23 protein-coding genes and 1 tRNA gene are annotated in these 21,025 nt (G+C 68.5%); 11 read left to right on the top strand and 13 right to left on the bottom strand.

The annotated features are described in order from the left end of the window. Positions 1–10 precede the first annotated feature (10 nt). A complete protein-coding gene (locus tag G524_RS0105645) occupies positions 11–247 on the top strand; it encodes a thioredoxin family protein (protein WP_027442842.1) in 237 nt (78 codons plus the stop codon). 73 nt (positions 248–320) lie between these two features. On the opposite strand, the gene G524_RS0105640 is transcribed toward G524_RS0105645, so the two are convergent. Further along, positions 321–396, bottom strand: a tRNA-Val gene (locus tag G524_RS0105640). Positions 397–711: 315 nt separating this feature from the next. Between G524_RS0105640 and G524_RS0105635 the strand changes: the two genes are divergently transcribed. Continuing rightward, entirely contained in the window at positions 712–1,698 is a 987-nt protein-coding gene (locus G524_RS0105635) for an asparaginase (RefSeq protein WP_027442841.1), read from the top strand. Between the two features lie 4 nt (positions 1,699–1,702). On the opposite strand, the gene G524_RS0105630 is transcribed toward G524_RS0105635, so the two are convergent. From G524_RS0105630 to fmt, 4 genes are read right to left on the bottom strand one after another with little or no spacing between them, the layout of a single operon-like run. Continuing rightward, positions 1,703–2,092 carry a hypothetical protein gene (locus G524_RS0105630; protein WP_027442840.1) on the bottom strand — a complete coding sequence of 130 codons (390 nt, stop codon included), beginning with the start codon at positions 2,090–2,092 and terminating at the stop codon, positions 1,703–1,705. 45 nt (positions 2,093–2,137) lie between these two features. After that, on the bottom strand, positions 2,138–3,250 hold the full coding sequence (locus G524_RS0105625) for a zinc-binding dehydrogenase (protein WP_027442839.1): 1,113 nt from the start codon (positions 3,248–3,250) through the stop codon (positions 2,138–2,140). Further along, on the bottom strand, positions 3,247–4,008 hold the full coding sequence (truA, locus tag G524_RS0105620; protein WP_027442838.1) for a tRNA pseudouridine(38-40) synthase TruA: 762 nt from the start codon (positions 4,006–4,008) through the stop codon (positions 3,247–3,249). Before truA ends, G524_RS0105625 begins: the two co-directional genes overlap by 4 nt. After that, positions 4,005–4,922 (bottom strand): methionyl-tRNA formyltransferase, encoded by a 918-nt coding sequence (gene fmt, locus G524_RS0105615; protein WP_027442837.1) that lies wholly within the window; start codon positions 4,920–4,922, stop codon positions 4,005–4,007. Before fmt ends, truA begins: the two co-directional genes overlap by 4 nt. Before the next feature lie 54 nt (positions 4,923–4,976). Here fmt and recR point away from each other — a divergent pair, with 54 nt between their 5' ends. From recR to rmuC, 3 genes are all read left to right on the top strand, one after another. Next, a complete protein-coding gene (recR, locus tag G524_RS0105610; RefSeq protein WP_027442836.1) occupies positions 4,977–5,573 on the top strand; it encodes a recombination mediator RecR in 597 nt (198 codons plus the stop codon). An 84-nt stretch (positions 5,574–5,657) separates the two neighbouring features. Continuing rightward, entirely contained in the window at positions 5,658–6,230 is a 573-nt protein-coding gene (gene def, locus G524_RS0105605) for a peptide deformylase (RefSeq protein WP_027442835.1), read from the top strand. Positions 6,231–6,446: 216 nt separating this feature from the next. Then, the gene (rmuC, locus tag G524_RS0105600; RefSeq protein WP_027442834.1) at positions 6,447–7,886 is read left to right on the top strand and encodes a DNA recombination protein RmuC; all 1,440 of its coding nucleotides are present in this window, start codon (positions 6,447–6,449) and stop codon (positions 7,884–7,886) included. On the opposite strand, the gene G524_RS0105595 is transcribed toward rmuC, so the two are convergent. The 7 genes from G524_RS0105595 to G524_RS0105565 all read right to left on the bottom strand — a co-directional run bounded on the left by G524_RS0105595 (position 7,887) and on the right by G524_RS0105565 (position 13,348). Then, positions 7,887–8,684: a TrmH family RNA methyltransferase gene (locus G524_RS0105595; RefSeq protein WP_036857488.1), complete on the bottom strand. Its 798-nt coding sequence runs from the start codon at positions 8,682–8,684 to the stop codon at positions 7,887–7,889. It lies immediately after the preceding gene. A 34-nt stretch (positions 8,685–8,718) separates the two neighbouring features. Further along, entirely contained in the window at positions 8,719–8,997 is a 279-nt protein-coding gene (locus G524_RS0105590; protein ID WP_027442832.1) for an HPr family phosphocarrier protein, read from the bottom strand. A gap of 40 nt (positions 8,998–9,037) precedes the next feature. Continuing rightward, positions 9,038–9,469 carry a PTS sugar transporter subunit IIA gene (locus G524_RS0105585; protein ID WP_027442831.1) on the bottom strand — a complete coding sequence of 144 codons (432 nt, stop codon included), beginning with the start codon at positions 9,467–9,469 and terminating at the stop codon, positions 9,038–9,040. Positions 9,470–9,578: 109 nt separating this feature from the next. Beyond that, positions 9,579–10,508, bottom strand: a complete 930-nt coding sequence (gene rapZ / locus G524_RS0105580; protein ID WP_027442830.1) for an RNase adapter RapZ — start codon at positions 10,506–10,508, stop codon at positions 9,579–9,581. Beyond that, on the bottom strand, positions 10,505–11,002 hold the full coding sequence (locus G524_RS15085) for an HPr kinase/phosphorylase (RefSeq protein ID WP_051220928.1): 498 nt from the start codon (positions 11,000–11,002) through the stop codon (positions 10,505–10,507). Before G524_RS15085 ends, rapZ begins: the two co-directional genes overlap by 4 nt. Then, positions 10,999–12,579 carry a sensor histidine kinase gene (locus tag G524_RS0105570; protein ID WP_027442829.1) on the bottom strand — a complete coding sequence of 527 codons (1,581 nt, stop codon included), beginning with the start codon at positions 12,577–12,579 and terminating at the stop codon, positions 10,999–11,001. The genes G524_RS15085 and G524_RS0105570 overlap by 4 nt, the downstream gene beginning before the upstream one ends. Further along, positions 12,572–13,348: a response regulator transcription factor gene (locus G524_RS0105565; protein ID WP_027442828.1), complete on the bottom strand. Its 777-nt coding sequence runs from the start codon at positions 13,346–13,348 to the stop codon at positions 12,572–12,574. Before G524_RS0105565 ends, G524_RS0105570 begins: the two co-directional genes overlap by 8 nt. A gap of 334 nt (positions 13,349–13,682) precedes the next feature. Here G524_RS0105565 and G524_RS0105560 point away from each other — a divergent pair, with 334 nt between their 5' ends. Together G524_RS0105560 and G524_RS0105555 are read left to right on the top strand one after the other, a co-directional pair. Next, on the top strand, positions 13,683–15,302 hold the full coding sequence (locus tag G524_RS0105560) for a phosphoenolpyruvate carboxykinase (RefSeq protein WP_027442827.1): 1,620 nt from the start codon (positions 13,683–13,685) through the stop codon (positions 15,300–15,302). Between the two features lie 125 nt (positions 15,303–15,427). Beyond that, the gene (locus tag G524_RS0105555; RefSeq protein WP_027442826.1) at positions 15,428–15,751 is read left to right on the top strand and encodes a hypothetical protein; all 324 of its coding nucleotides are present in this window, start codon (positions 15,428–15,430) and stop codon (positions 15,749–15,751) included. A 44-nt stretch (positions 15,752–15,795) separates the two neighbouring features. Here the strand turns inward: G524_RS0105555 and dapA are convergent, their stop codons facing one another. After that, complete coding sequence (gene dapA / locus G524_RS0105550) at positions 15,796–16,683, bottom strand: 4-hydroxy-tetrahydrodipicolinate synthase (protein ID WP_027442825.1); 888 nt, start codon at positions 16,681–16,683, stop codon at positions 15,796–15,798. 104 nt (positions 16,684–16,787) lie between these two features. Between dapA and G524_RS0105545 the strand changes: the two genes are divergently transcribed. The 4 genes from G524_RS0105545 to rlmN are packed head-to-tail and all read left to right on the top strand — an operon-like array spanning position 16,788 to position 21,012. Next, a complete protein-coding gene (locus G524_RS0105545) occupies positions 16,788–18,755 on the top strand; it encodes a lytic transglycosylase domain-containing protein (RefSeq protein WP_245561302.1) in 1,968 nt (655 codons plus the stop codon). Between the two features lie 4 nt (positions 18,756–18,759). Beyond that, entirely contained in the window at positions 18,760–19,239 is a 480-nt protein-coding gene (locus G524_RS0105540) for a GreA/GreB family elongation factor (RefSeq protein ID WP_027442823.1), read from the top strand. Then, positions 19,232–19,711 (top strand): hypothetical protein, encoded by a 480-nt coding sequence (locus G524_RS0105535; RefSeq protein ID WP_027442822.1) that lies wholly within the window; start codon positions 19,232–19,234, stop codon positions 19,709–19,711. The genes G524_RS0105540 and G524_RS0105535 overlap by 8 nt, the downstream gene beginning before the upstream one ends. Positions 19,712–19,752: 41 nt before the next feature. Further along, positions 19,753–21,012: a dual-specificity RNA methyltransferase RlmN gene (gene rlmN / locus G524_RS0105530; protein ID WP_027442821.1), complete on the top strand. Its 1,260-nt coding sequence runs from the start codon at positions 19,753–19,755 to the stop codon at positions 21,010–21,012. Positions 21,013–21,025: the final 13 nt, after the last annotated feature.

Here is a 21,025-nt window from a genome sequence, read left to right as displayed (position 1 = left end):
GACGATTTCGATGAAAGACATCAAGGTGCTCGGCCCCGGCTGCAAGCGGTGCCAGACGACCGAAGACATGGTGAAGGCCGCCGCACAGGCGCTGGGCGTTGCGGTCACGGTCGAGAAGGTGACCGACTATGCTGCGATCGCGGGATACGGCATCGCCGCGACCCCCGGCATCGTGATCGATGGCAAGGTGGTTCACGCCGGGGGCCTGCCGAAGAAAGAGGATCTCGAGCGCTGGCTCCTGGCCTGAGGGGCTTGCCTTCGGCCCTTGGCGCTTCGGCGTGGCCCAGGCGGTTCGGCCCCGCGCAGGCAGCCTTGCGGCGTGGTGGGCGGTGACGGGCTCGAACCGCCGACCCTCTCGGTGTAAACGAGATGCTCTACCAGCTGAGCTAACCGCCCGGTGCCGCGCGGCGCGGCTTTAGCGGGGATCGCTGCAGGGTCAAGCCGCGCTTGCCAGGCGCAGCGCGCGCCACCATGGGCGCGGGCGCCCTGCTTCGCCCGCCGTGCTTCCACTCCGCCCGATGTGCCCGCCTCATGCGCCTGCCTGCGTTCACCCTGCCTGTGCGGCCGAGGCGCGCGCGGGCGGATCGATGTCGATCTGCTCGCCGGGCACAGGATCGATGGCAGCCGGGCGGATTTCCTCACGCTTGGGGTGACGATCCGCCGCTGAGCGATGGCTGGCGCGCGTGCGGGCCTCAGGCTAGAGGCCTCGCCATGACCACTCCCCGGCTTCTCGTTCTTGGCACCGGCGGCACCATTGCCGGCGCGGGCAGCAAGGCCACCGGCGCGGCCTATCGCCCGGGCGATCTTGCCCTTGCCGAACTCATCGCTGCGGCCGCGGCGCTCGATCTCGGCGCCGAGCTGATCGGGCAGGACATCGCCCGGATCGGCTCGCAGGATATCGGCTTTGCCGAGTGGCGCGCGCTTCATGCCGCTTGCACCGCGGCGCTGGCCGATCCGGCGATCAGCGGTGTCATCATCACCCATGGCACCGATACCGCAGAGGAAACCGGCTTCCTGCTCGATTTGACCCTGCCCACCACCAAGCCGGTCGTGCTGGTGGGGGCGATGCGCCCGGCCGATGCGGTGGGCGCGGACGGGATGCGCAATTTTGCCAATACGGTGAAGGTGGCCAGCGATCCGGCGGCGGCGGGCAGGGGCGTGATGCTGGTGATGGGCGATGCGGTGCTCGCTGCGAGCGACGCGCGCAAGGCGGCGACCAGCAGCATCGATGCCTTCCGCAGCTTTCCGCGCGCAGCGCTGGCGCGCGTCACCCCGGCGCGGCTCGACTGGTTCGGCCCTGCGCACCGCATGGGCGAGGGCGCACGCTATCCCTTCCCCTCGGCCCTGCCGCGCGTCGCCATCCTCACCGCCGGGGCGGGGATGGACGCAAGGCCGGTCGAGGCCCTGCTCGGCATCGGTGCCAAGGGCATCGTGCTTGCCGGCATGGGGCAGGGCAATGCGCCCAAGGTGGTGATCGCCGCGCTCGCCAAGGCGGCCGCCGCCGGGGTGCCGGTGGTGCGATCGAGCCGGGTGGACGAGGGCCTCGTCGATCGCAATGTCGAGGTGGACGATGATGCCCTCGGCTTCATCGCTGCCCGCGCGCTCGGCCCGGCCAAGGCGCGCATCCTCTTGATGGTGCTGATCGCCTGCGGAATCACTGCCCCGGACGCGGTGCAGGCGGCGTTCGACCGCGCCTGACGGCTCAGGCAGCAGGCGGCGGGGCAAGCCCGATGGCCTGCATCAGCGCGGCCTCGCCCACCATCGCCACCAGCCAATAGAGCATCATCAGCCCGGCGCGGCGCGCCGGCAGGCCATAGGCAGCAAAGCTGATCCACAGCACCGGGACGACAAAGCCGATCCAGATCACCACCGCGCTGCCGATCGCCATGACCCAGGCGCCCGCCTCGCGCGGGGCGAGGATCAGCGCCCCGGCCAGGATGGCGGCAAGCCAGAACTGCGCGAGCGCCATGCCGGCAATGGTTGCCGGCCCCGGCAGCGCGAGGCGGGCCGCGGTCAGCACCGCAAGGCCGATGCCGAGGCCAAGAAGGGTTGCCGCAAGGATCGGCCAGAGGTTCATGAGGATATAGATCATCGCCGCGCTCTTCCTCGCTCTCGCCGCACCGCCCTGCGCCCCGCCTCACCCCCAGGGCGTGACGAGATATTTCTCGCCGGTCTTCATCTGGCGATAGTCGAGGATCGCGTCCTTCTCCAGCATCCCTTCCAGCGTCACCTTTGCCTTGTAATGGCTGGCAAAGGTGGTGGTGAGGCCCGCCTGCACCCGCGCGCGCATCCGCATCACGGTTTCCATTCCGGCGCGCTGGAGGAAGGGGGTGAGCAGCCAGCCGGCCACGCACCATTGCAGGCCATAGGAGGGGGTGAGGATCGTGGGCGAAAGATCGAGCCGGCCATAGATATACATCTTCTTCATCTGGTTCGAGCCATAGCGCGAATATTCGCCCATGCGCGCGGCGGCGACCTGTTCCATGGCCTTGAGCACGCTGTCGCTCGCCTGCCCGCCGCCGATCGGATCAAAGCCGAGGAAGGCCCCCGTCGCCTCGATCGCGGCGCGCAGATCGGCCATGTAGCTGGGGGCTGCGGAATTGACGACATATTGCGCGCCCTGCGCCTTGAGCAGCGCCACGTGCTCCTCCTTGCGCACGATGTTGACGAGTTTGATCCCGTCCTCGATGCAGATGCGGTTGAGCATCTGCCCGAGGTTCGAGGCGGCGGCGAGGTGGACGATCGCCGCGTGGCCCTCCATCCGCGCGGTCTCGACAAAGCCCAGCGCGGTCATCGGGTTGACGAAGCTCGAGGCGCCCTCCTCGGCGCTGTGATCGCCCAGCGGCAGGCACATGGTGGCATCGGCCAGCGCATATTGGCTGAAGGCATGGCCGGGCACGCAGGCCACCCGCTGGCCCATCAGCGCCCGTGCCATCTCGCTGTCGCCCGTGGCGATCACCGTGCCTGCGCCCTCGTTGCCCGCAGGCAGGCGCTGGCCATGGCGGCCCTTCTGGCCCGAAAGGAAGGGTTCGGGCATCTGCGCCACCACCTTGCCGGGGCTGTACTGCGCATTTTCGAAATCCGCCGCGCTGGTGAGGATCGCCAGATCGGAAGGGTTAATCGGCGCGGCTTCCATCTTCACCAGCACCTGGTTGCCGGTGGGCTGAGGGAAGGTGCTCTCCGCCACCTCCAACGTCAGCTTGCCGTCTGCCGTAAGGGTGGTGAACAGCTGCTTTCCGGTGATGCTCATTGTGGTTCCTTTCTCTCTCCGGGATAGATCGCTTCCACGAAATAGAGTCCGTGCGGCGGGGCGTTGAGGCCGAGCGCGGCGCGATCGCGCGCCGCCAGCGCCTCGGCCATGCGGGCCTCCGGCCAGGTGCCCGCGCCCACCAGCTTGAGGCAGCCGACCATGCTGCGCACCTGGTGGTGCAGGAAGCTGCGCGCTGCGGCATGGATGCGGATCTCCTCGCCCACCCGCTCGACATCGAGCCGGTCGAGCGTCTTGACCGGATCGGCGGCCTGGCACTGGGCCGAACGGAAGGTGGTGAAATCGTGCCGCCCGACCAGCGCTTGCGCGGCGCGGTGCATGGCCTCGGTGTCCAGGGGCTGGGGAACGTGCCAGGCGCGACGGGCCTCGAGCGTCAAGGGCGCGCGGCGGTTGATGATGCGATAAAGATAGCGCCGCCCGATGCAGGAAAAGCGCGCGTGCCAATCATCTGCCACCACGGCGCAGGCGGTCACCGCGATCGGCGCGGGGCGCAGCTGGGCATTGAGCGCCGCCATCAGGCGGAAGGGCGTGAAGGGTCGGGCAATATCGACATGGGCGCGCATGGCGAGCGCATGGACCCCGGTGTCGGTGCGCCCGGCGGCGTGGAGCGTGGCGCCCTCGCCGGTGATGCGTGCGATCGCCTCTTCCACCGCCTGCTGCACGCTTGGCCCGTGGCTCTGGCGTTGCAGGCCGAAGAAGGGGGTGCCGTCGAATTCGAGGGTGAGGGCAAAGCGGGTCACGCGAGCACGCTTCCCCTGGCAACCGGGCGGCCGCGCAGGAACTCCGCGCGCGCCAGCACCGGGCGTCCGGCGCGCTGGAGCCGCAAGGGGCGGATCGCGCCTTCGCCGCAGGCGATGGTGAAATCCTCATCAAGCACCGTGCCAGGCGCGCCCGCACCTTGCGCCACTTCGGCGAGCAGCAGCTTCACCCGTTCCGGCCCATGCGCGCCCTCTATCTCGAACCAGGCGCCGGGAAAGGGGGCAAGGCCGCGCACCTTGCGCTCGATCACCGCGGCGCTTTCGGCCCAGTCGATCCGCGCCTCGGCCTTGTCGATCTTGGGGGCGTAACAGGCCAGCGCCTCATCCTGCGGCTCCGGCGGATAGGCGGCAGGATCGGCCAGCACCTCCACCATCGCCGCGGCGCCGAGACGCGCGAGTTCCTCGGTCAGCTCGCCCGTGGTCTTGTGCCCCACCGGCACGCGCACCCTGTGCAGCATCGGGCCGGTGTCCAGCCCCGCCTCCATCTGCATGATGGTGATTCCGGTCTCCTCATCGCCCGCCATCACCGCGCGGTGGATCGGCGCCGCGCCGCGCCAGCGCGGCAGCAGGCTCGCGTGGATGTTGAGGCAGCCATGCCGCGGGGCAGAAAGCACTGCGCGCGGCAGGATCAGCCCATAGGCCGCCACCACCGCGACATCGGCGGCATGCGCGGCAAAGGCGGCCTGTGCGGCCTCATCCTTCAGCGACAGCGGGCAGCGCACCGGCACCCCCAATTCCTCGGCCGCGCGCTGGACGGGGGAGGGCTGGGGCTGCTTGCCCCGCCCCGCCGGGCGCGGCGGCTGGGTATAGGCGCACACCACCTCGTGCCCCGCGGCATGAAGCGCCATGAGCGCGGGCACCGCGAAATCGGGCGTTCCCATGAAGATGATGCGCATAAGCGGTGCGGCATGCCTTTGCGGATTGCGGCTCATGCCCCTATCTGCCCGGCCATGGCATCGCAAGAGATCGAAGCCTTGAGCGCCGCGCTCGCCCGCCTGCCCGGCCTTGGGCCGCGCTCGGCGCGGCGCGCGGTGCTGTGGCTGGTCAAGCACCGCGACAGCGCCCTGCCGGCGCTGCTCGAGGCCCTGGCGGGCGTTGCCGAAACGCTCGTCGAATGTCCGCAATGCGGCAATGTCGATACCCGCGCGCCCTGCGGCATCTGCGCCGATCCGCGCCGCGATGCGCGCGCGCTGTGCGTGGTCGAGGAGGTCTCGGATGTCTGGGCGCTCGATCGCGCGCGGCTGTTTCCGGGGCGTTACCACGTCCTCGGCGGGCGGCTCTCGGCGCTCGACGGGGTGGGGCCGGAAGATCTCAACATCGCCGGCCTCATCGCCCGGATCGAGGCCGGGGGGATTGACGAGGTGGTGCTGGCGATGAACGCCACATTGGAAGGCCAGACCACCGCGCATTACCTTGCCGAACGGCTCGAGAATTATCCGCTGCGCGTCACCCAGCTTGCCCATGGCCTTCCGGTCGGCGGCGAGCTTGACTATCTCGACGAGGGCACGCTCGCCCAGGCGCTGCGGGCAAGACGCCCAGTGGGCTGAGCCGATCTGCGGTGAGCCGATCCGATCAGTGTGATCGCAGCATCCGGCTTGCCGCGAGGCGCAGCCGCGCCTATCTTTGGCTCCATGGCCATCCGCGAAATCCTCGAAGTGCCGGACCCCCGGCTCAAGACCGTCTCCAGTCCGGTTGAACCGCACGAGTTCAACGAGGAGCTGCGCACCCTCGTCGCCGACATGTTCGAGACCATGTATGATGCCCCCGGCATCGGCCTTGCCGCGATCCAGGTGGGGGTGCCCAAGCGCGTGCTGGTGATCGATCTCCAGCCCGAAGACCCGGACGCGCCGCCGGTGGAATGCCACCACAGCGGCCACAAGCACACCCACCCGGCGACGAAGAAGGAGCCGCGGGTGTTCATCAACCCGGTCATCCTCGATCCGGCAGAGGAAATGTCGACCTATCAGGAAGGCTGCCTCTCGGTGCCCGAGATCTATGCCGAGGTCGAGCGCCCGGCCCATTGCACCGTGCGCTATCAGGACCTTGACGGCAATGTCCACGAGGAGCGGCTCGAAGGGCTGATGGCGACTTGCCTGCAGCACGAGATGGACCATCTCGAGGGCATCCTGTTCATCGACCACCTCTCGCGCCTCAAGCGGGCGATGGCGCTCAAGAAGCTCGAGAAGATCCGCCGCGCGGCGTAACTTTTTGCGTGCCCGCCTCCGCGGGGCACGTCCTCGCTGCGTTTCGTGCTGCGCACGAGCAGCTGCCTGCGGCCGGTCGGCCTTGCGGCGCTGCGCGCCGAAACTGGCGCTAAACATCCCCTCCTCGTCTCCCCGGACTTGATCCGGGGCTAGGCTTTCTTGGCAAATCGCGGAACCACTCTAGCGTTCTCTATACGTTCTATGTAGGATTGCGTGATGGACCCTGCGATTCTCTCGATCATTGCCCTTGTTGCCGGCCTTGCCCTCGGCTGGTTCATCGCCTCGCGCCCGCTTGCCGATCTGCGCGCGCGTCTGGCGGCGGCAGAGGATGAGGCGAAGGCCCTGGGCGAGAAGTTCCGCACCGCCGTGACCGAGCTTGCCACCATGTCCGAGCGCGCCGGACAGGCAGAAGGGTTGCAGGCCCGGCTCGAGAGCGTTGCGGCCGAACGCACCGCTCTGGCTGAGCGTCTTGCCGCGCTCGAAAGCGCTTCTGCCGAGCGCGAGAAGGCCTTTGCCGAGCAGAAGGCGGCGCTGCTTGCCGCGCAGGAGAGCCTCAAGAAGGAGTTCGAGGCCGCCGGCAGCAAGGTGCTCGAAGCGGCGCAGAAGGCCTTTCTCGAGCGGGCCGAGGCGCGCTTTCGCCAGTCCGAGGAAGCCGGCGAGGCCCGGATCAGGGCGCTGCTCGCCCCGGTGGGGGAGCGGCTGAAAAGCTACGAGGAGCAGGTGCAGAGCCTCGAGAAGCAGCGCGTCGATGCCTTCGGCCAGCTTGCCGGGGTGATCGAGGAGATGCGCAAGGGCCAGGAGGAGGTGCGGCGTGAAGCCCAGCGGCTCGGCAATGCGCTCACCAATGCCCCCAAGGCGCGCGGGCGCTGGGGCGAGAAGGCGTTGCAGAACCTGCTCGAACAATGCGGCCTGGCGCCGCACACCGATTTTCTGATGGAACATTCGGTCGATACCGATGAGGGGCGGCTGCGCCCCGATGCGATCGTGCGCATCCCCGGCGGCAAGATGCTGGTGATCGATTCCAAGGTCTCGCTCAACGCCTATCAAGCCGCCTTCGAGGCCGATGATGAGGCTGCACGCGCGCGGTTTCTGGCCGAGCACGTCAAATCGATGCGCAGCCATATCCAGACGCTCGGGGCCAAGAGCTACCAGTCGCAGTTCGCCGAAGCGCCCGATTATGTGGTGATGTTTGTGCCGGGCGAGCACTTCGTTGCCGCCGCGCTCGAACAGGACCCCGATCTGTGGAACTTCGCCTTCGATCGGCGGGTGCTGCTCGCCACCCCCACCAATCTCGTCGCCATCGCCCGCACCGTGGCACAGGTGTGGCGCCAGGACGCGCTCGCCAAGGAGGCGCAGGAGATCGGGCGGATGGGCGCCGAGCTTTACGAGCGTCTCGCGGTCGCCGCCGAACACTTGAAGCGCGTCGGCAGCGGGCTCGACAGCGCGGTCAACAATTACAACAAGTTCGTCGGCTCGTTTGAACGCAACGTGCTTTCCGCCGGGCGGCGGCTGGCAGACAAGGGCGTCGAGATCGGCAAGCGCGAGATCGAGGAAGTGCTCCCCGTGGCGAGCAGCCCGCGCTACAATGCCGAGGATGCGGCCGGCATCACCGTTGAATATCCGCCACTGCCGGACGGCCGCGCCGCGGCCGAATAGTCAGGGGGCAAGCGCGGCCAGCACCTCGTAGGCGAGCACCGCGCCCGCCACCGCGGCGTTGAGCGAATCGGCCCGGCCGCGCATCGGGATCGTTACCTTGAGGTCGCAGGCCGCCTCGTAAGCGGTGGGCAGGCCCTGCGATTCGTTGCCCACCAGCACGAAGCACGGCGCTTGGTAGGGCGCGCCGCGATAGGGCACCGCCTCGCGCAGGCTCGCGGCCACCAGCTGGCCGTTGCCGCTGCGCAGCCAGGCGAGGAAATCCTCCCAGCGCGCCTGGGCAAGGCCGACGGTGAAGAGCGCGCCCATGCTGGCGCGCACCGCCTCGGTGCTGAAGGGATCAGCGCAATCATCGATGAGGATGAGGCCGCCCGCGCCCACCGCATCGCAGGTGCGCAGCATGGTGCCGAGATTTCCCGGATCGCGCAGCGCCTGGGCCACCAGCCAGATCGGCGCCGCGGTGCGATCGAGCCGTTCAAGGCGCGTGTCCCAGGCATCGAACACCGCGGCGATGGCCTGTGGATTGTCCTTGCCGGTAATCTTTGAAAGGATCTCGGGGGTGGTGGTGATCACCTCGCCCCCGGCAGCGGCGACCTCGGCCTCGAGCCGTTCGATCAGGCTGTGGCTGCGCCCCTCGGCCATCACCAGGGTGCGCGGCAGGCGGCCCGAGGCGCGCGCGTCCTCGACGAGGCGCAGTCCCTCGACCAGGAATTGGTTGAAGCGCTTGCGGTGTTTCTTGTCGCGCAGCGCGCGCAGATGCTTGACCGTGGGGTTGGAAAAGCCGGTGATGTGCCTGTGCATGGGCGACAAGGCGTGGCGCGCCCGGCGGGCCGCGTCAATCCTCGCCGAAACCGTCGGCCACCAGCGCGATGAGATCAGCCAGCACCGCCTCGGCCCCTTCGCCCTCGACCGCTACCTCGATGGTGTCGCCGCGCGCTGCGCCGAGCATCATCAGCCCGAGGATCGAGCCGCCCGAGGCGCTGTGCGGCGGCTTGCTCACGGTGACCTTGACGCCCTCGGGCAGGGCCGCGACCGCGCCCACGAACCTGGCGCTCGCCCGGGCGTGGAGACCGCGGCGGTTGACGATGGTGACGCTTTGCCGAGCCTCGTCCACGTGCGCACCCTAAACCATGCCCGATCGCACCCGCGCCCGCTCAGGCCTTGGCGCGGGCCGGGGCGGGGGCGTGATCCTGCCCCAGCAATTCGCTGGCGATGGTGATGTAGTTGCGCCCGGCCGCCTGGGCCGCGTGCACCGCGGCGGTCACATCCATCGCCTTGCGCGCGCCGGCGAGGCGAATCAGCATCGGCAGGTTGATCCCGGCGATCACCTCGACATGCCCGGCCTCGAGCAGCGAGATCGCCAGGTTCGAGGGCGTGCCGCCGAACAGGTCGGTGAGGATGATCACCCCTTCGCCCGAATCGACCGCATCGATCGCCGCGGCGATCTCGGCCCGGCGCTGCTCCATATCGTCATTCGGCCCGATGCAGACCGTGGCAATGCCTTCCTGCGGGCCGACAACATGCTCCATCGCCTCGACAAACTGCACTGCGAGGCGGCCATGGGTAACCAGGATCAAGCCGATCATGCGCGAAGATAGGTCCGTTATCTGCCAGCCCGGAGCGCGAGCCTTACGCGTTTCCACCGGGAGCGACAATCCATCCCTGCACCGCAGCGCCAAGTTTTTTGCGCTGCAGCTAGGGCTGGTCGCCCTCGATCGCATCGCTCGGCCGCGCGGCGAGGTTGCGGTGGCGCAGAGTTGGGGCAAAGCCCGCCTCGCGCAGAGCTGCGGCCATGCGCTCGGCGGTGAAGACCGAGCGGTGCCGCCCGCCGGTGCAGCCGAAGGCGATATGGACATGGGGCTTTCCCTGGGCCTGGTAGCGCGGCAGCAGCACGAGGAGCAGATCGCGGATGCGCGCAAAGGCATCGGCAAAGGCGGGATCGGCCTCGATATGCGCGCCCACCTCAGGATCGCGGCCGGTAAGGTCGCGCAAGCCCGGCACCCAGTGCGGATTGTCGAGAAAGCGCATGTCGAAAACCAGATCGGCAAGCGGCGGCATCCCGCGGGCAAAGCCGAAGCTCGAGATCGTCACCGTCATCGCCGCGATCTCGGCCTTGGGAGCAAACAGCCGGCGCACCTTTCCCTGCAGGTCGTTGCTGGTGAGCGCGGTGGTGTCGATCATCACCTCGGCCCAGCGGCGCAGCGGCTCGAGCAGTTCGCGCTCGGCAGCAATGCCCTCCTGCACCGGGCGATCGGCGGCCATCGGATGACGGCGCCGAGTCTCGTTGTAGCGGCGTTCAAGCTCGTGCCCGGCACAGTCGAGGAACACGAAGGTGAGCGCGATGTCATCGCGCGCGCTCAATTCCTTGACGAGGGCGATGATCTCGCTCGGAACGAAGCCGCGGGTGCGCGTGTCGAAGCCGATCGCCAGCGGCCCGCGTGGCTCATCAGGCATCGCCACCAGCCGCTTGAGCAGGCGCACCGGGAAATTGTCGATCGTCTCCCAGCCCAGATCCTCGAGCGCGGCAAGCGCGGTTGATTTGCCCGCGCCCAAAAGCCCGGTGACCAGCAGCAGGGGCTGGCGCGCCGGGCTTGCCGGGGTGGGGGCGGAGGAGGGGGCGGTCATGGCGCCCTATCTGGCGCTTCGGGGGGCGAATGAAAAGCCGGGGCGATTGCGAGGCCATGGAGCCGCAGCGCCCACTCCGCCCGCGCCGCCGGGGCGATGGCGCCGGGATCGAAGGCGAGCACCGGCACGCTGACGCCGGCGATCACCCGCCGCGGCAGCGGCACCTCGGGCAGGCGGGGAGGCGGCGGGCCGCCGAGCGAAAGGATCATTGCGGCCGGGGTGGGCGGGGCAAGCGGCAGGCGGGCAAGGCCGATCCCGCGCAGCTCGATCAGCCCGGCGATGTTGGGCGGTGGATGGGCGATCAGCGCTTCGCCCGCGCGCAGGAGGGTGACCGCATCGTCCCCGATCAGGCCCGCCCCGCGATCGATCAGCGCCAGCGCCAGGCTCGATTTGCCGCTGCCCGGTGGCCCCTCGATCAGCAGCGCGCGCCCGGCGATCGCCACCGCGCTCATCGGCAGCACCAGCGGCTGCGCGGGGGGCTCATGCGCGCTCATGCGGCAGCCGCGGGCAGGCGCAGCCTGAGGCAGGCCCCATTGCGGCCATCGGGGCGCGCATCGGCGGTGAGCGTGCCGTCATGCGCCTCGGCGATGGCGCGGGCGATCGCCAGCCCGAGGCCCGAATGGTTGCCGAAGCTCTCGCCCTCGGGCCGGTCGGAATGGAAGCGCCGGAACACGTCCTCGCGCCGCTCGGGGGGAATGCCGGGGCCTTCATCACAGATCTCGACGATGATCTGGCGCTGCGCCCTTGCGATCCGCACCGTCACGAGGCCCTCGGGCGGAGAGAAGGACACGGCATTGTCGATGAGGTTCTCCGCGACGCGCTCGAGCTGGGTCGGCACCCCCATCACCAGGTGGCCGCCGCGCTCGCCTTCGAGCACCAGCCGCCGCCCGCCATTGAGGCCGCGCTCCTCGCGGCTGCGGATGAGGTTGGCGAACAGCTCATCGAGATCGACCCGCTCGAAGGTCGCCCGGCTGATCTCGGCATCGACCCGGCTGGCGGCGGCGATTTCGGTCACCAGCCGGTCGATCCGGCGCACGTCGTGTGCGGCAATCCGGATGAGCTCGGCGCGCAGGGCCGGATCCTCGACCCGCGGGAGGGTGTCGATCGCGCTGCGCAGCGAGGCGAGCGGATTCTTGATCTCGTGCGCGACATCGGCGGCAAAGCTGTCCACCGCGTCGATCCGCTGGCGCAGCGCCGCGGTCATGTCCGAGACCGCGCGGGCGAGCAGCCCGATCTCGTCGCGGCGCTGCGGCAGGCGCGGCACCTCGACCTCGCGCTCGCGCCCCTGGCGCACCCGCATCGCTGCGCGGGCAAGCTGGCTCAGTGGGGTGACAATGGTGCGCGCGAGGAACAGCGAGAGCGCGGCCGAGGCGGTCATCACCAGCAGCATCGCTGCGAACAGCATGGTGCGCGCGGCGCGCACGCTTTCGGTGATGTCCACCGCGTTGCGCACCGTCAGCAAGGTGGCGCCGCGCAGGCCCACCGGGGCCGCGGCGGTGATCACCGGGGTGCCGTCGCGCCAGTCATAGAGGCGCACCTGGCTGATACCCAGTTCGCGCGCACGGGCAAGTTCGGGCCAGGCATCGGCCTGTTGCGCCTCAGGCTCGACGTAATCGGGCACGGGCTCGGCGCTGACGATGGTGTCAACCGTGCGGTCGAGCCAGCGGGCAAAGCGCTGGTTCCAGTCATCATCGCTGATATCGTTGAAGCGGAACGAGGGTTCGGCCAGGGCAAAGCTGTCGGCGGTGAGCCGCCCGCTCGCATCGAACATCCTCAGGCGCATGCGCTGTTCCTTGCCGATCTGCACCAGCAGCGCCTCCTGCCGTTCGCGCGTCGCCCCGGCGAGCGCCTCGGCGGTGATCTGGGCCTCGATCCGCGCCAGCTTGAAGCGCTCGTTGATGAGCTGGGTGCGATAGGAATCAAGGTAGAACAGCCCGCCCCCGAGGATCAGCAGCGGCAGGATGTTGACCGCGAGGATCCGCCCGGTGAGCGCAAAGCGCCCGGTGGCGCTCAGCTGCTCACCATTGCCGACGGGCTGGCGCCGGTCTGCCGCCTTGGGGGCCTCAGCCATCGTTGAAGCTGTAGCCCGCGCCATACAGCGTCTCGATCGCCTCGAAAGAAGGATCGACTTGCTTGAACTTGCGGCGCATCCGCTTGATGTGGCTGTCAACCGTGCGGTCATCGACGAAGACGTCATCGGGATAGGCCGCGTCCATCAGCTGATTGCGGCTCTTGATCACCCCGGGGCGCAGCGCCAGCGCCTCGAGGATCAGGAACTCGGTGACGGTGAGGCTCACCGGCTGGCCGGCCCAGGTCACGAGGTGGCGCGCGGGGTCCATGAACAGCCGCCCGCGGCTGAGGCTGGCGGGCAGCGGCTCCTCGGGCGTGGCCGCGGCCCGGGCAGGGCTGCCGGGCGGCTCGGCGCGGCGCAGGATGGCGCGGATGCGGGCGATCAACAGGCGCAGCGAGAAGGGCTTGGCGATATAGTCATCCGCGCCCTGTTCGAGGCCTGCCTCCTCGTCGCTCTCGTCATCCTTGCTGGTGAGGAAAATCACCGGCAGGCGCGAATGGGCGCGCAGACGGCGCAGCAGCTCCATCCCGTCCATCTTGGGCATCTTGATGTCGAAGACGGCCAGATCGGGCGGGTTGTCGAGCAGCGCCTTGAGCGCGGTTTCGCCATCGGTGTAGAGCCGGGTGACGAAGCCTTCGGCCTGCAAGGCGATCGCCACGGTGGTGAGGATGTTGCGATCATCATCGACGAGCGCGATCTGCAGCTTGCGTGGCGCGGCGCCGGGGCCGTCGGCGGCGGGCGTGGCAGGATCGGGGATGGTCTCGGACATGGCTTTCACCTTTCTTGCCGCCGCCAGCGCCTCGCCAGCAAGCGCCTAGCGCCAATGCGCGGGCGAGACAATTGCCGGGCACAAGGGCTTGCGGCTGTGCCCAATGTGGGACGGTGCGGCGCGCACGCAAGCAGGCGGTTTGACGCCGCGGCAAAGCCCAATTATGGATGCGCCGCAGGGGTCGGGCAGCTGGACGGGCAAAGCGGTTCGCCGGCAGTTGCATACGTATGCGCTGATGCTACGGAGCAGCTTGGATCGGCCAGAGGATTCGCCCAGTCATGCTGGTCCTTGCGCCCTTGCCCACGGCCTTCGCGCCACGCTCAGGAGACCTGACTTGACCTCGCTTGCTACTCCGCTGGCCGCCCAGAACCTTGTCACCCGCGCGCGCCTCCACGCCAATCTCGGCACTCCGGCGCTGGTGGAAGAAGCGATCAAGCGCGGCGAGGGCAAGCTGACGCGCCACGGGGCGCTGCTGGTGGAAACCGGCAAGTTCACCGGGCGCAGCGTCAAGGACAAGTTCATCGTGCGCGATGCCGAGACCGAGCACACGATCAACTGGGGGGCGATCAACCAGCCGATGAGCGAGGCCCATTTCGCTGCGCTCAAGGCCGATTTCCTCAAGCACCTTGCCGAGCAGGACGAGCTGTTCGTCGCCGATCTGTTCGGCGGCTCGCAACCCGAATACCGCCTCAATGTCCGGGTGATCACGCAGCTGGCTTGGCACAGCCTGTTTGCTCGCACCCTGCTGGTGCGCCCCACGGCCGAGGAACTGGCCAGCTTCGTGCCCGAATACACCATCATCAACCTGCCGAGCTTCAAGGCCGATCCCGAACGCCATGGCTGCCGCAGCGACACGGTGATCGCGGTGAGCTTCACCGAAAAGCTGATCCTCATCGGCAACACCGAATATTCGGGCGAGATGAAGAAGGGCGTGTTCGGTCTGCTGAATTACTTCCTGCCCGCGCAGGGGGTGATGCCGATGCATTGCTCGGCCAATATCGGCAAGGATGGGAAGAGCGCGATCTTCTTCGGCCTGTCGGGCACCGGCAAGACCACGCTTTCGGCCGATTCCAGCCGCACCCTCATCGGCGATGACGAGCACGGCTGGTCGGACACTGCGGTCTTCAACTTCGAGGGCGGCTGCTATGCCAAGATGATCAACCTCTCGCCCGAGGGTGAGCCCGAGATCTACGCCACCACCAAGATGTTCGGCACCATCCTTGAAAACGTGGCGATGGACGAGGAGACCCGCGAGCTCGATTTCACCGACGCCAGCAAGACCGAGAACACCCGCGGTGCCTATCCGATCGAGTTCATCCCGAACCATTCGGAAAAGAACCTCGGGCCCGCCCCGTCGAACGTGGTGATGCTCACCGCCGATGCCTTCGGGGTGCTGCCGCCGATTGCGCGGCTGACGCCCGATCAGGCGATGTATTACTTCCTGTCGGGCTACACCGCCAAGGTCGCCGGCACCGAGATCGGCGTGACCGAGCCGGAGGCGACCTTCAGCACGTGCTTTGGCGCTGCCTTCATGCCGCGCCATCCCAGCGTCTATGGCAACCTGCTCAAGGAGCGCATCGCCAAGGGCGGGGCGCAGTGCTGGCTGGTCAATACCGGCTGGACCGGGGGCAAGTATGGCACCGGGCACCGCATGCCGATCAAGGCCACGCGGGCGCTGCTCAACGCCGTGCTCGATGGCAAGATGGACGATGTCGAGTTCCGCAAGGATCCCCATTTCGGCTTTGACGTACCGGTGTTCGTGCCGGCGCTGGCCGAGGCGGGGATCGACCAGACCATCCTCGATCCGCGCAGCACCTGGGCCGACAAGGCCGAATATGACGCCACGGCGAGGAAGCTGGTGCAGCTGTTCATCGACAATTTCGCCCAGTTCGAAGCCCATGTCGATGAAGCCGTGCGCCAGGCTGCGCCCGCCCCGGCGAGCGTTGCGGCCTGAAGCGGCCTTTCACTGGTTGGAGAGGGGAGCCCCGCCCGGCGCCGCGCCGGAGCGGGGCTTTTTCCTTGTTTTGTCGCACGCTTGCGCCAGACTGGGGGGTGTCCACGAATCAAGGGGGGGAAGCCATGAGCATTCTCGACGGAATCCTGAAGAACATCGGCGGCGCGCCGGATGACGTTGCCAATTTGGCCAGGCAGGTCGGGCTTGATCCCAAGACGGTGGAAATGGCGATCGCCGCGCTCGGCAAGACCCACGTGATGGAGGGCGACACCGTGACCCTCGCGGCGGAGAAAACCGGGATCAGCCCTGATATCCTCACCCAGATCGTCAGCGCCATCGGCGGCGAAGGCTCGCTCGCCCGTTTCGCCTCGATGCTCGATGCTGACAAGGACGGCAATCCGCTCGATGACATCCTCGGCATGGCCAAGGGCCTGTTCGGCAAGAGCTGAGCGGGGCCTGCCGGTCAGCCGCCGCCGTGCCTTGCCGCGCCGGGCTAGGCGGGCAGCACCCCGGCGGCGACCAGCGCCTCATCGACCGCGCGCTTGGCCTCGTCCGAACATTCGACCAGCGGCAGGCGCACCTCGGGGGTGATCCAGTCATGCACCCGGCTCAGCGCATATTTTACCGGGGCGGGCGAGGCATCGGAGAACATCGCATAGTGCAGCGGGAACAGCCGGTCGTTGAGCTGGCGCGCCTTCTTGAGCTCGTTGGCAGCGATCGCTGCGTGGAACTCGGCGCACAGCCGGGGCGCGACATTGGCAGTGACCGAGATGCACCCGCGCCCCCCGGCGGCGGCGTGGGGCAGCCACAGCTCGTCATTGCCCGAAAGCTGGCAGAAATCGCGCCCGATCCCCATGCGGTGATCGGCCACGCGTGAGAGATCGCCCGAGGCATCCTTGATGGCGATGATCTTGTCCGGATACTTGCGCACCAGCTCGACCACGGTGTCATCGAGAATGTCGGTCACGGTGCGCGAGGGCACGTTGTAGAGCACGATCGGCAGGTCGCAGTTTTCCGCCAGATAGCTGAAATGGGCGATCAGCCCGCGCTGGCTCGGGCGGTTGTAATAAGGCGCCACGCACAGCCCCGCCGCGGCCCCGGCCTTCTTGGCAAAGTTCATGTGCAAAGCGGCGTTGCGGGTGTCGTTCGAACCGCAGCCGGCGATCACCGGCACACGGCCCGCGGCCTGCTCGATGCACACCTCGATCACGCGGTGGTGCTCGGCGTTGGAGAGGGTCGAGGCCTCGCCCGTGGTGCCGCAGGGCACCAGCGCGGCGCTGCCATTCTCGATCTGCCAATCGACCAGCCGCCGGAAGGCCACCTCGTCAAACGCGCCGCCGCGAAAAGGGGTCACCAGAGCGGGGATGGAACCGCTGAACATTGCCATTTTCCTGCCAAAAGCCCTAGATAGGGTGCAGGAAGCGGCATCCCCCGCCGCCTGCACCCCTCTCGTGTTCAGCGCCTGATAAGGAGCCGATCGGCACTATGTCCAGCATGGTCCGCAAGTTGATGAAATACAGGCGGATTGTTGCGGTGCTCGGGCTGCTGGCGGGGCTGGGTGTGGCGGCGCCGGCACAAGCGCAGGCGCTTGGCGCGCCTTCGCCCGACAATCTCGTGGCCCGCGCCCCGGCAGCGATCGATGCGGCGATCGCCCGCTGGGAGGTGCTCCAGGCTAGCCGCGAACATGGCTTTGCCGATTATGCCGGATTCTTGCTGGCATGGCCCAGCTTCCCGCGCAGCGAGATCCTGCGCCAGCGGGCAGAGGCCGCGCTCGATCGCGACGCGCCCACGCAGGCCGAGCTGGTGCGCTTCTTCGATGCCCACCCGCCGCTCACCAATCCGGCGCGGGCGCGCTATGCCCTGGCGCTCGCCGCGCTGGGGCGGGGCGAGGCCATGGAGGAGGCGCGGCGCGCCTGGCGCGGCGGGCGCATGAGCGATGCGGTCGAGGTCTATCTTGCCGGGCTTTATGGCAGCGCCTTCACCGCCGAGGATCACGCCGCGCGGATCGATGCGCTGCTCTGGCAGGGTGAGGCTGATGCCGCCTCGCGCCAGGTGATGAACCTTGCCGAGGCCGATCGGCCGATCTTCCTTGCCCGCCTCGCGCTCCTGCGCGGGGCCCGGCCCGAAGCCACCGGGCTTACTCTCCCCGCCGGGGCCGAGGCCGATCCGGGCTATGTCTTCAATCTCGTGCGCTTCCTGCGCATGAGCGGACAGAGCGCCGAGGCGGCGCGGGTCTTTGCCGAGCGGCCCGATTTTGCCCGCCCGGCGCGCGATGCGGAGGCCTTTGTCGGCGAGCTTCTCGCCATCGCCAAGGCGGTGCCGGCGCGCGCGGCGGTGCACCTTGCCGCGCGCAGCGATGACATCTTCGCCCCCGGCACCGATCTTTCGGCGATGGGCTTCACCCTGCGCGATCGCTACACCGATCTGATGTGGCTCGCCGGCACCCGGGCGCTGTGGGATCTGGGCGATGGCGCGGCCGCGGCGCCGCTGTTCCAGCGCTATGGCGATGCCGCCCGCACCCCGCTGACCAAGGCCAAGGGCTATTACTGGGCCGGGCGGGCCGCGCGCCAGGCGGGCAACGAGGCGGCGGCGCGGGCCTATTTCGACATGGCCGCGCGCTGGCCCGACTATTACTATGGCCAGCTTGCCCTTTCTGCGCTCGGCCGGCCCATGCCCACCTTTGCCCCCCTGCCGCAGGTGACGATCGATGCCGCCACCCGCGCCGCCTTCGAGGCCCGCCCGCTGGTGCGCGCGATCCGCGCGCTTGCCGCCAATCGCCGCGACTGGCGCACCGAGCGGCGCTTCTTCGAGGCGCTCGGCGATGAGGCTGCCACCCCCACCGAGATGCTTATGGCAGCGATGCTGGCGCGCGAGACCGGGCTTGACGAGATGGCCGTGGTGCTGGGGATGAAGGCGGGCGAGAACGGGCTTGCCGGGCTGGAGCGGATCGGCTTTCCCACCGTGCCCACCCCGCCGGGGGTGAACGACTGGGTGATGGTGCACGCCATCGCCCGGCAGGAAAGCGAGTTTGATCGCACCCGGGTGAGCCACGCGGGCGCGCGCGGGATGATGCAGCTCATGCCCGGCACCGCGCGCGAACAGGCCGGCAAGCTCGGGATCAACTATCTCGCCGCCGATCTCACCGCCGCGCCGCAATACAATATCCAGCTCGGCGATGCCTTCTTCGCCCGGATGATGAGCTATTACGGCGGCGCCTATCCGCTGGCGGTGGGGGCCTACAACGCCGGGCCGGGGCGGGTGAACGAATGGCTGCGCATGAACGGCGATCCGCGCCGGGGCGAGATCGACTGGGTGACCTGGATCGAGAAGATCCCGGCCAATTTCGAGACCCGCTATTACATCATGCGGGTGATCGGCAATGCCGTAACCTATTCGCACATGTATCCGGCCGAAGCCGGGCTGCCGCGCCCGATCGAGGCCTTCCTCAGCTGACGCCATGAAGCCGCAAGGATCGCCGATCACCCCTGCGGGCTTTGCCGCGCTCAAGGCGCGCTATGATCACCTCTTTGCCGTCGAACGCCCGGCTGTGGTCGAGATCGTCAGCTGGGCGGCGGGCAATGGCGATCGCAGCGAGAATGGCGACTATATCTATGGCCGCAAGAAGCTGCGTGAGATCGACCGCGAGCTTGCCCACCTTGCCCGGCGGATGAAGGCGGTGCGGGTGATCGATCCGGCAACGCCGGTCGATCGCAGCCGGGTGTTCTTCGGCGCCCGGGTCGAGCTTGCCGATGAGGATGACAACCGCCTGGTGGTGCAGCTGGTGGGCGATGACGAGGCCGATGCCGCCGCGGGCCGGATCGGCTGGAACGCGCCGCTCGCCCGGGCGCTGCGCGGGGCACGGGTGGGCGATCTGCGGGCCGTCACCCTGCCTGCGGGGACGCGCGAATGGGAGGTGATCGCGATTGCCTATGATTAGGCCTTTCCCGCTGCTGCTGCTGGCGCTCGCCGCGCCGCTGGCCGCGCGCGAGAGCCTTGGCGTCTATGACGGCTGGGCCGCCTTCCGCGACGAAAAGCCCCTGCGCTGCTATGCCATCGCCAAGGCCGAAGGCGCGCCGCGCAAGGCCGATGGGGCCGCTCTGCTCGCCTATGCCACCATTTCCACCTGGCCCGAGCGCAAGGTGCGCGGCAGCGTGCATCTGGTGCTTTCGCGTGCCGTGGCGGACAAGGCGGCGCTGCGCCTTGATATCGGCGACAAGCGCTTTGCGCTTATCGCCAAGGGCCGCAACGCCTGGGCACCGGGGCCGCGCGAGGATGCCGCGATCATCGCCGCGCTGCGCGCGGGCAGCCGGATGCGCGTTTCGGGCGGCGGCTTTACCGATCGCTATGCCCTTGCCGGGGCGGCGAGCGCGATCGATGCGGCCACGCTCGGCTGCGCCCGGCGGGGCTGACTGGTCAAACCCGCCAATCGCGCCTATATGGCCGCCCACCCATGGCCGATACCGCTCTCATGACCATCCCGGGCCTCGTTGACCCGGTGCCCGCCGCGCGCGACATCACCCCGCGCGCCGATGGGCGCATCGATCTGGTCGGCCTGCCGCGCCCGCGCATCGCCACCCTGTTCGAGGAGGCCGGGCTCGATCCGCGCCAGGCCCGGCTGCGGGCCAAGCAGGTGTTCCACTGGATCTATCACCGTGGGCAAACCGATTTTGCCGGCATGACCGACATCGCCAAGCCGATGCGGCCCTGGCTGGCAGAGCGCTTCGTGATCGGCCGCCCGCAGGTGATCGAGGCCCAGCATTCGATCGACGGCACCCGCAAGTGGCTGCTGCGCACCGATGACGGGCACGATTTCGAGATGGTCTTCATCCCCGATGAGACCCGCGGCACGCTGTGCGTCTCAAGCCAGGTGGGCTGCACGCTCAATTGCAGCTTCTGCCACACCGGCACCATGCGGCTGGTGCGCAACCTCACGCCGGGCGAGATCGTCGGCCAGGTGATGCTGGCGCGCGATGCGCTGGGCGAATGGCCGCGCGGCACCATGGCGAGCGCTGCCGATGATGCGGATGAGGACGACGAGGCGGGCCATTACACCGCCGATGGGCGCCTGCTCACCAATATCGTGATGATGGGCATGGGCGAGCCGCTCTACAATTTCGAGCATGTGCGCGATGCCCTGCGGCTGGTGATGGATGGCGATGGCCTGGCCCTGTCCAAGCGCCGCATCACCCTTTCGACCAGCGGGGTGATCCCGATGATGGAGCGCTGCGGCAAGGAGATCGGGGTCAATCTTGCGGTCTCGCTCCATGGGGTGCGCAAGGAGGTGCGCGACGAGCTGGTGCCGCTCAACCGCAAATACGGGATTGAGGAATTGCTTGCCGCCTGCGCCGCCTATCCGGGGGCGAGCAACGCCCGGCGCATCACCTTTGAATATGTGATGATCAAGGACAAGAACGATTCGGACGCGGATGCGCGCGAGCTGGTGCGCCTGCTCAAGGCCTATGATCTGCCGGCCAAGGTCAACCTCATCCCCTTCAACCCCTGGCCCGGCTCGGGCTATGAATGTTCAAGCCCCGAGCGCATCCGCCGCTTTTCCGAAATCGTGTTTGAAGGCGGCTTTTCCGCGCCGGTGCGCACCCCGCGCGGGCGCGACATCGATGCGGCCTGCGGGCAATTGAAAACCGCCGCCGAGAAGAAGAGCCGTGCGGCGCGCGACCGTGAGGCTGCGCCGGCCGGTGTCGGCGGCGATTGACCGCGGGCGTGCC

Source organism: Erythrobacter cryptus DSM 12079 (genome assembly GCF_000422985.1).
Lineage (GTDB): Bacteria > Pseudomonadota > Alphaproteobacteria > Sphingomonadales > Sphingomonadaceae > Erythrobacter > Erythrobacter cryptus.
The sequence above is the reverse complement of the archived record's forward strand: the minus strand, read 5'-3'. Positions and strand labels throughout refer to the sequence as shown.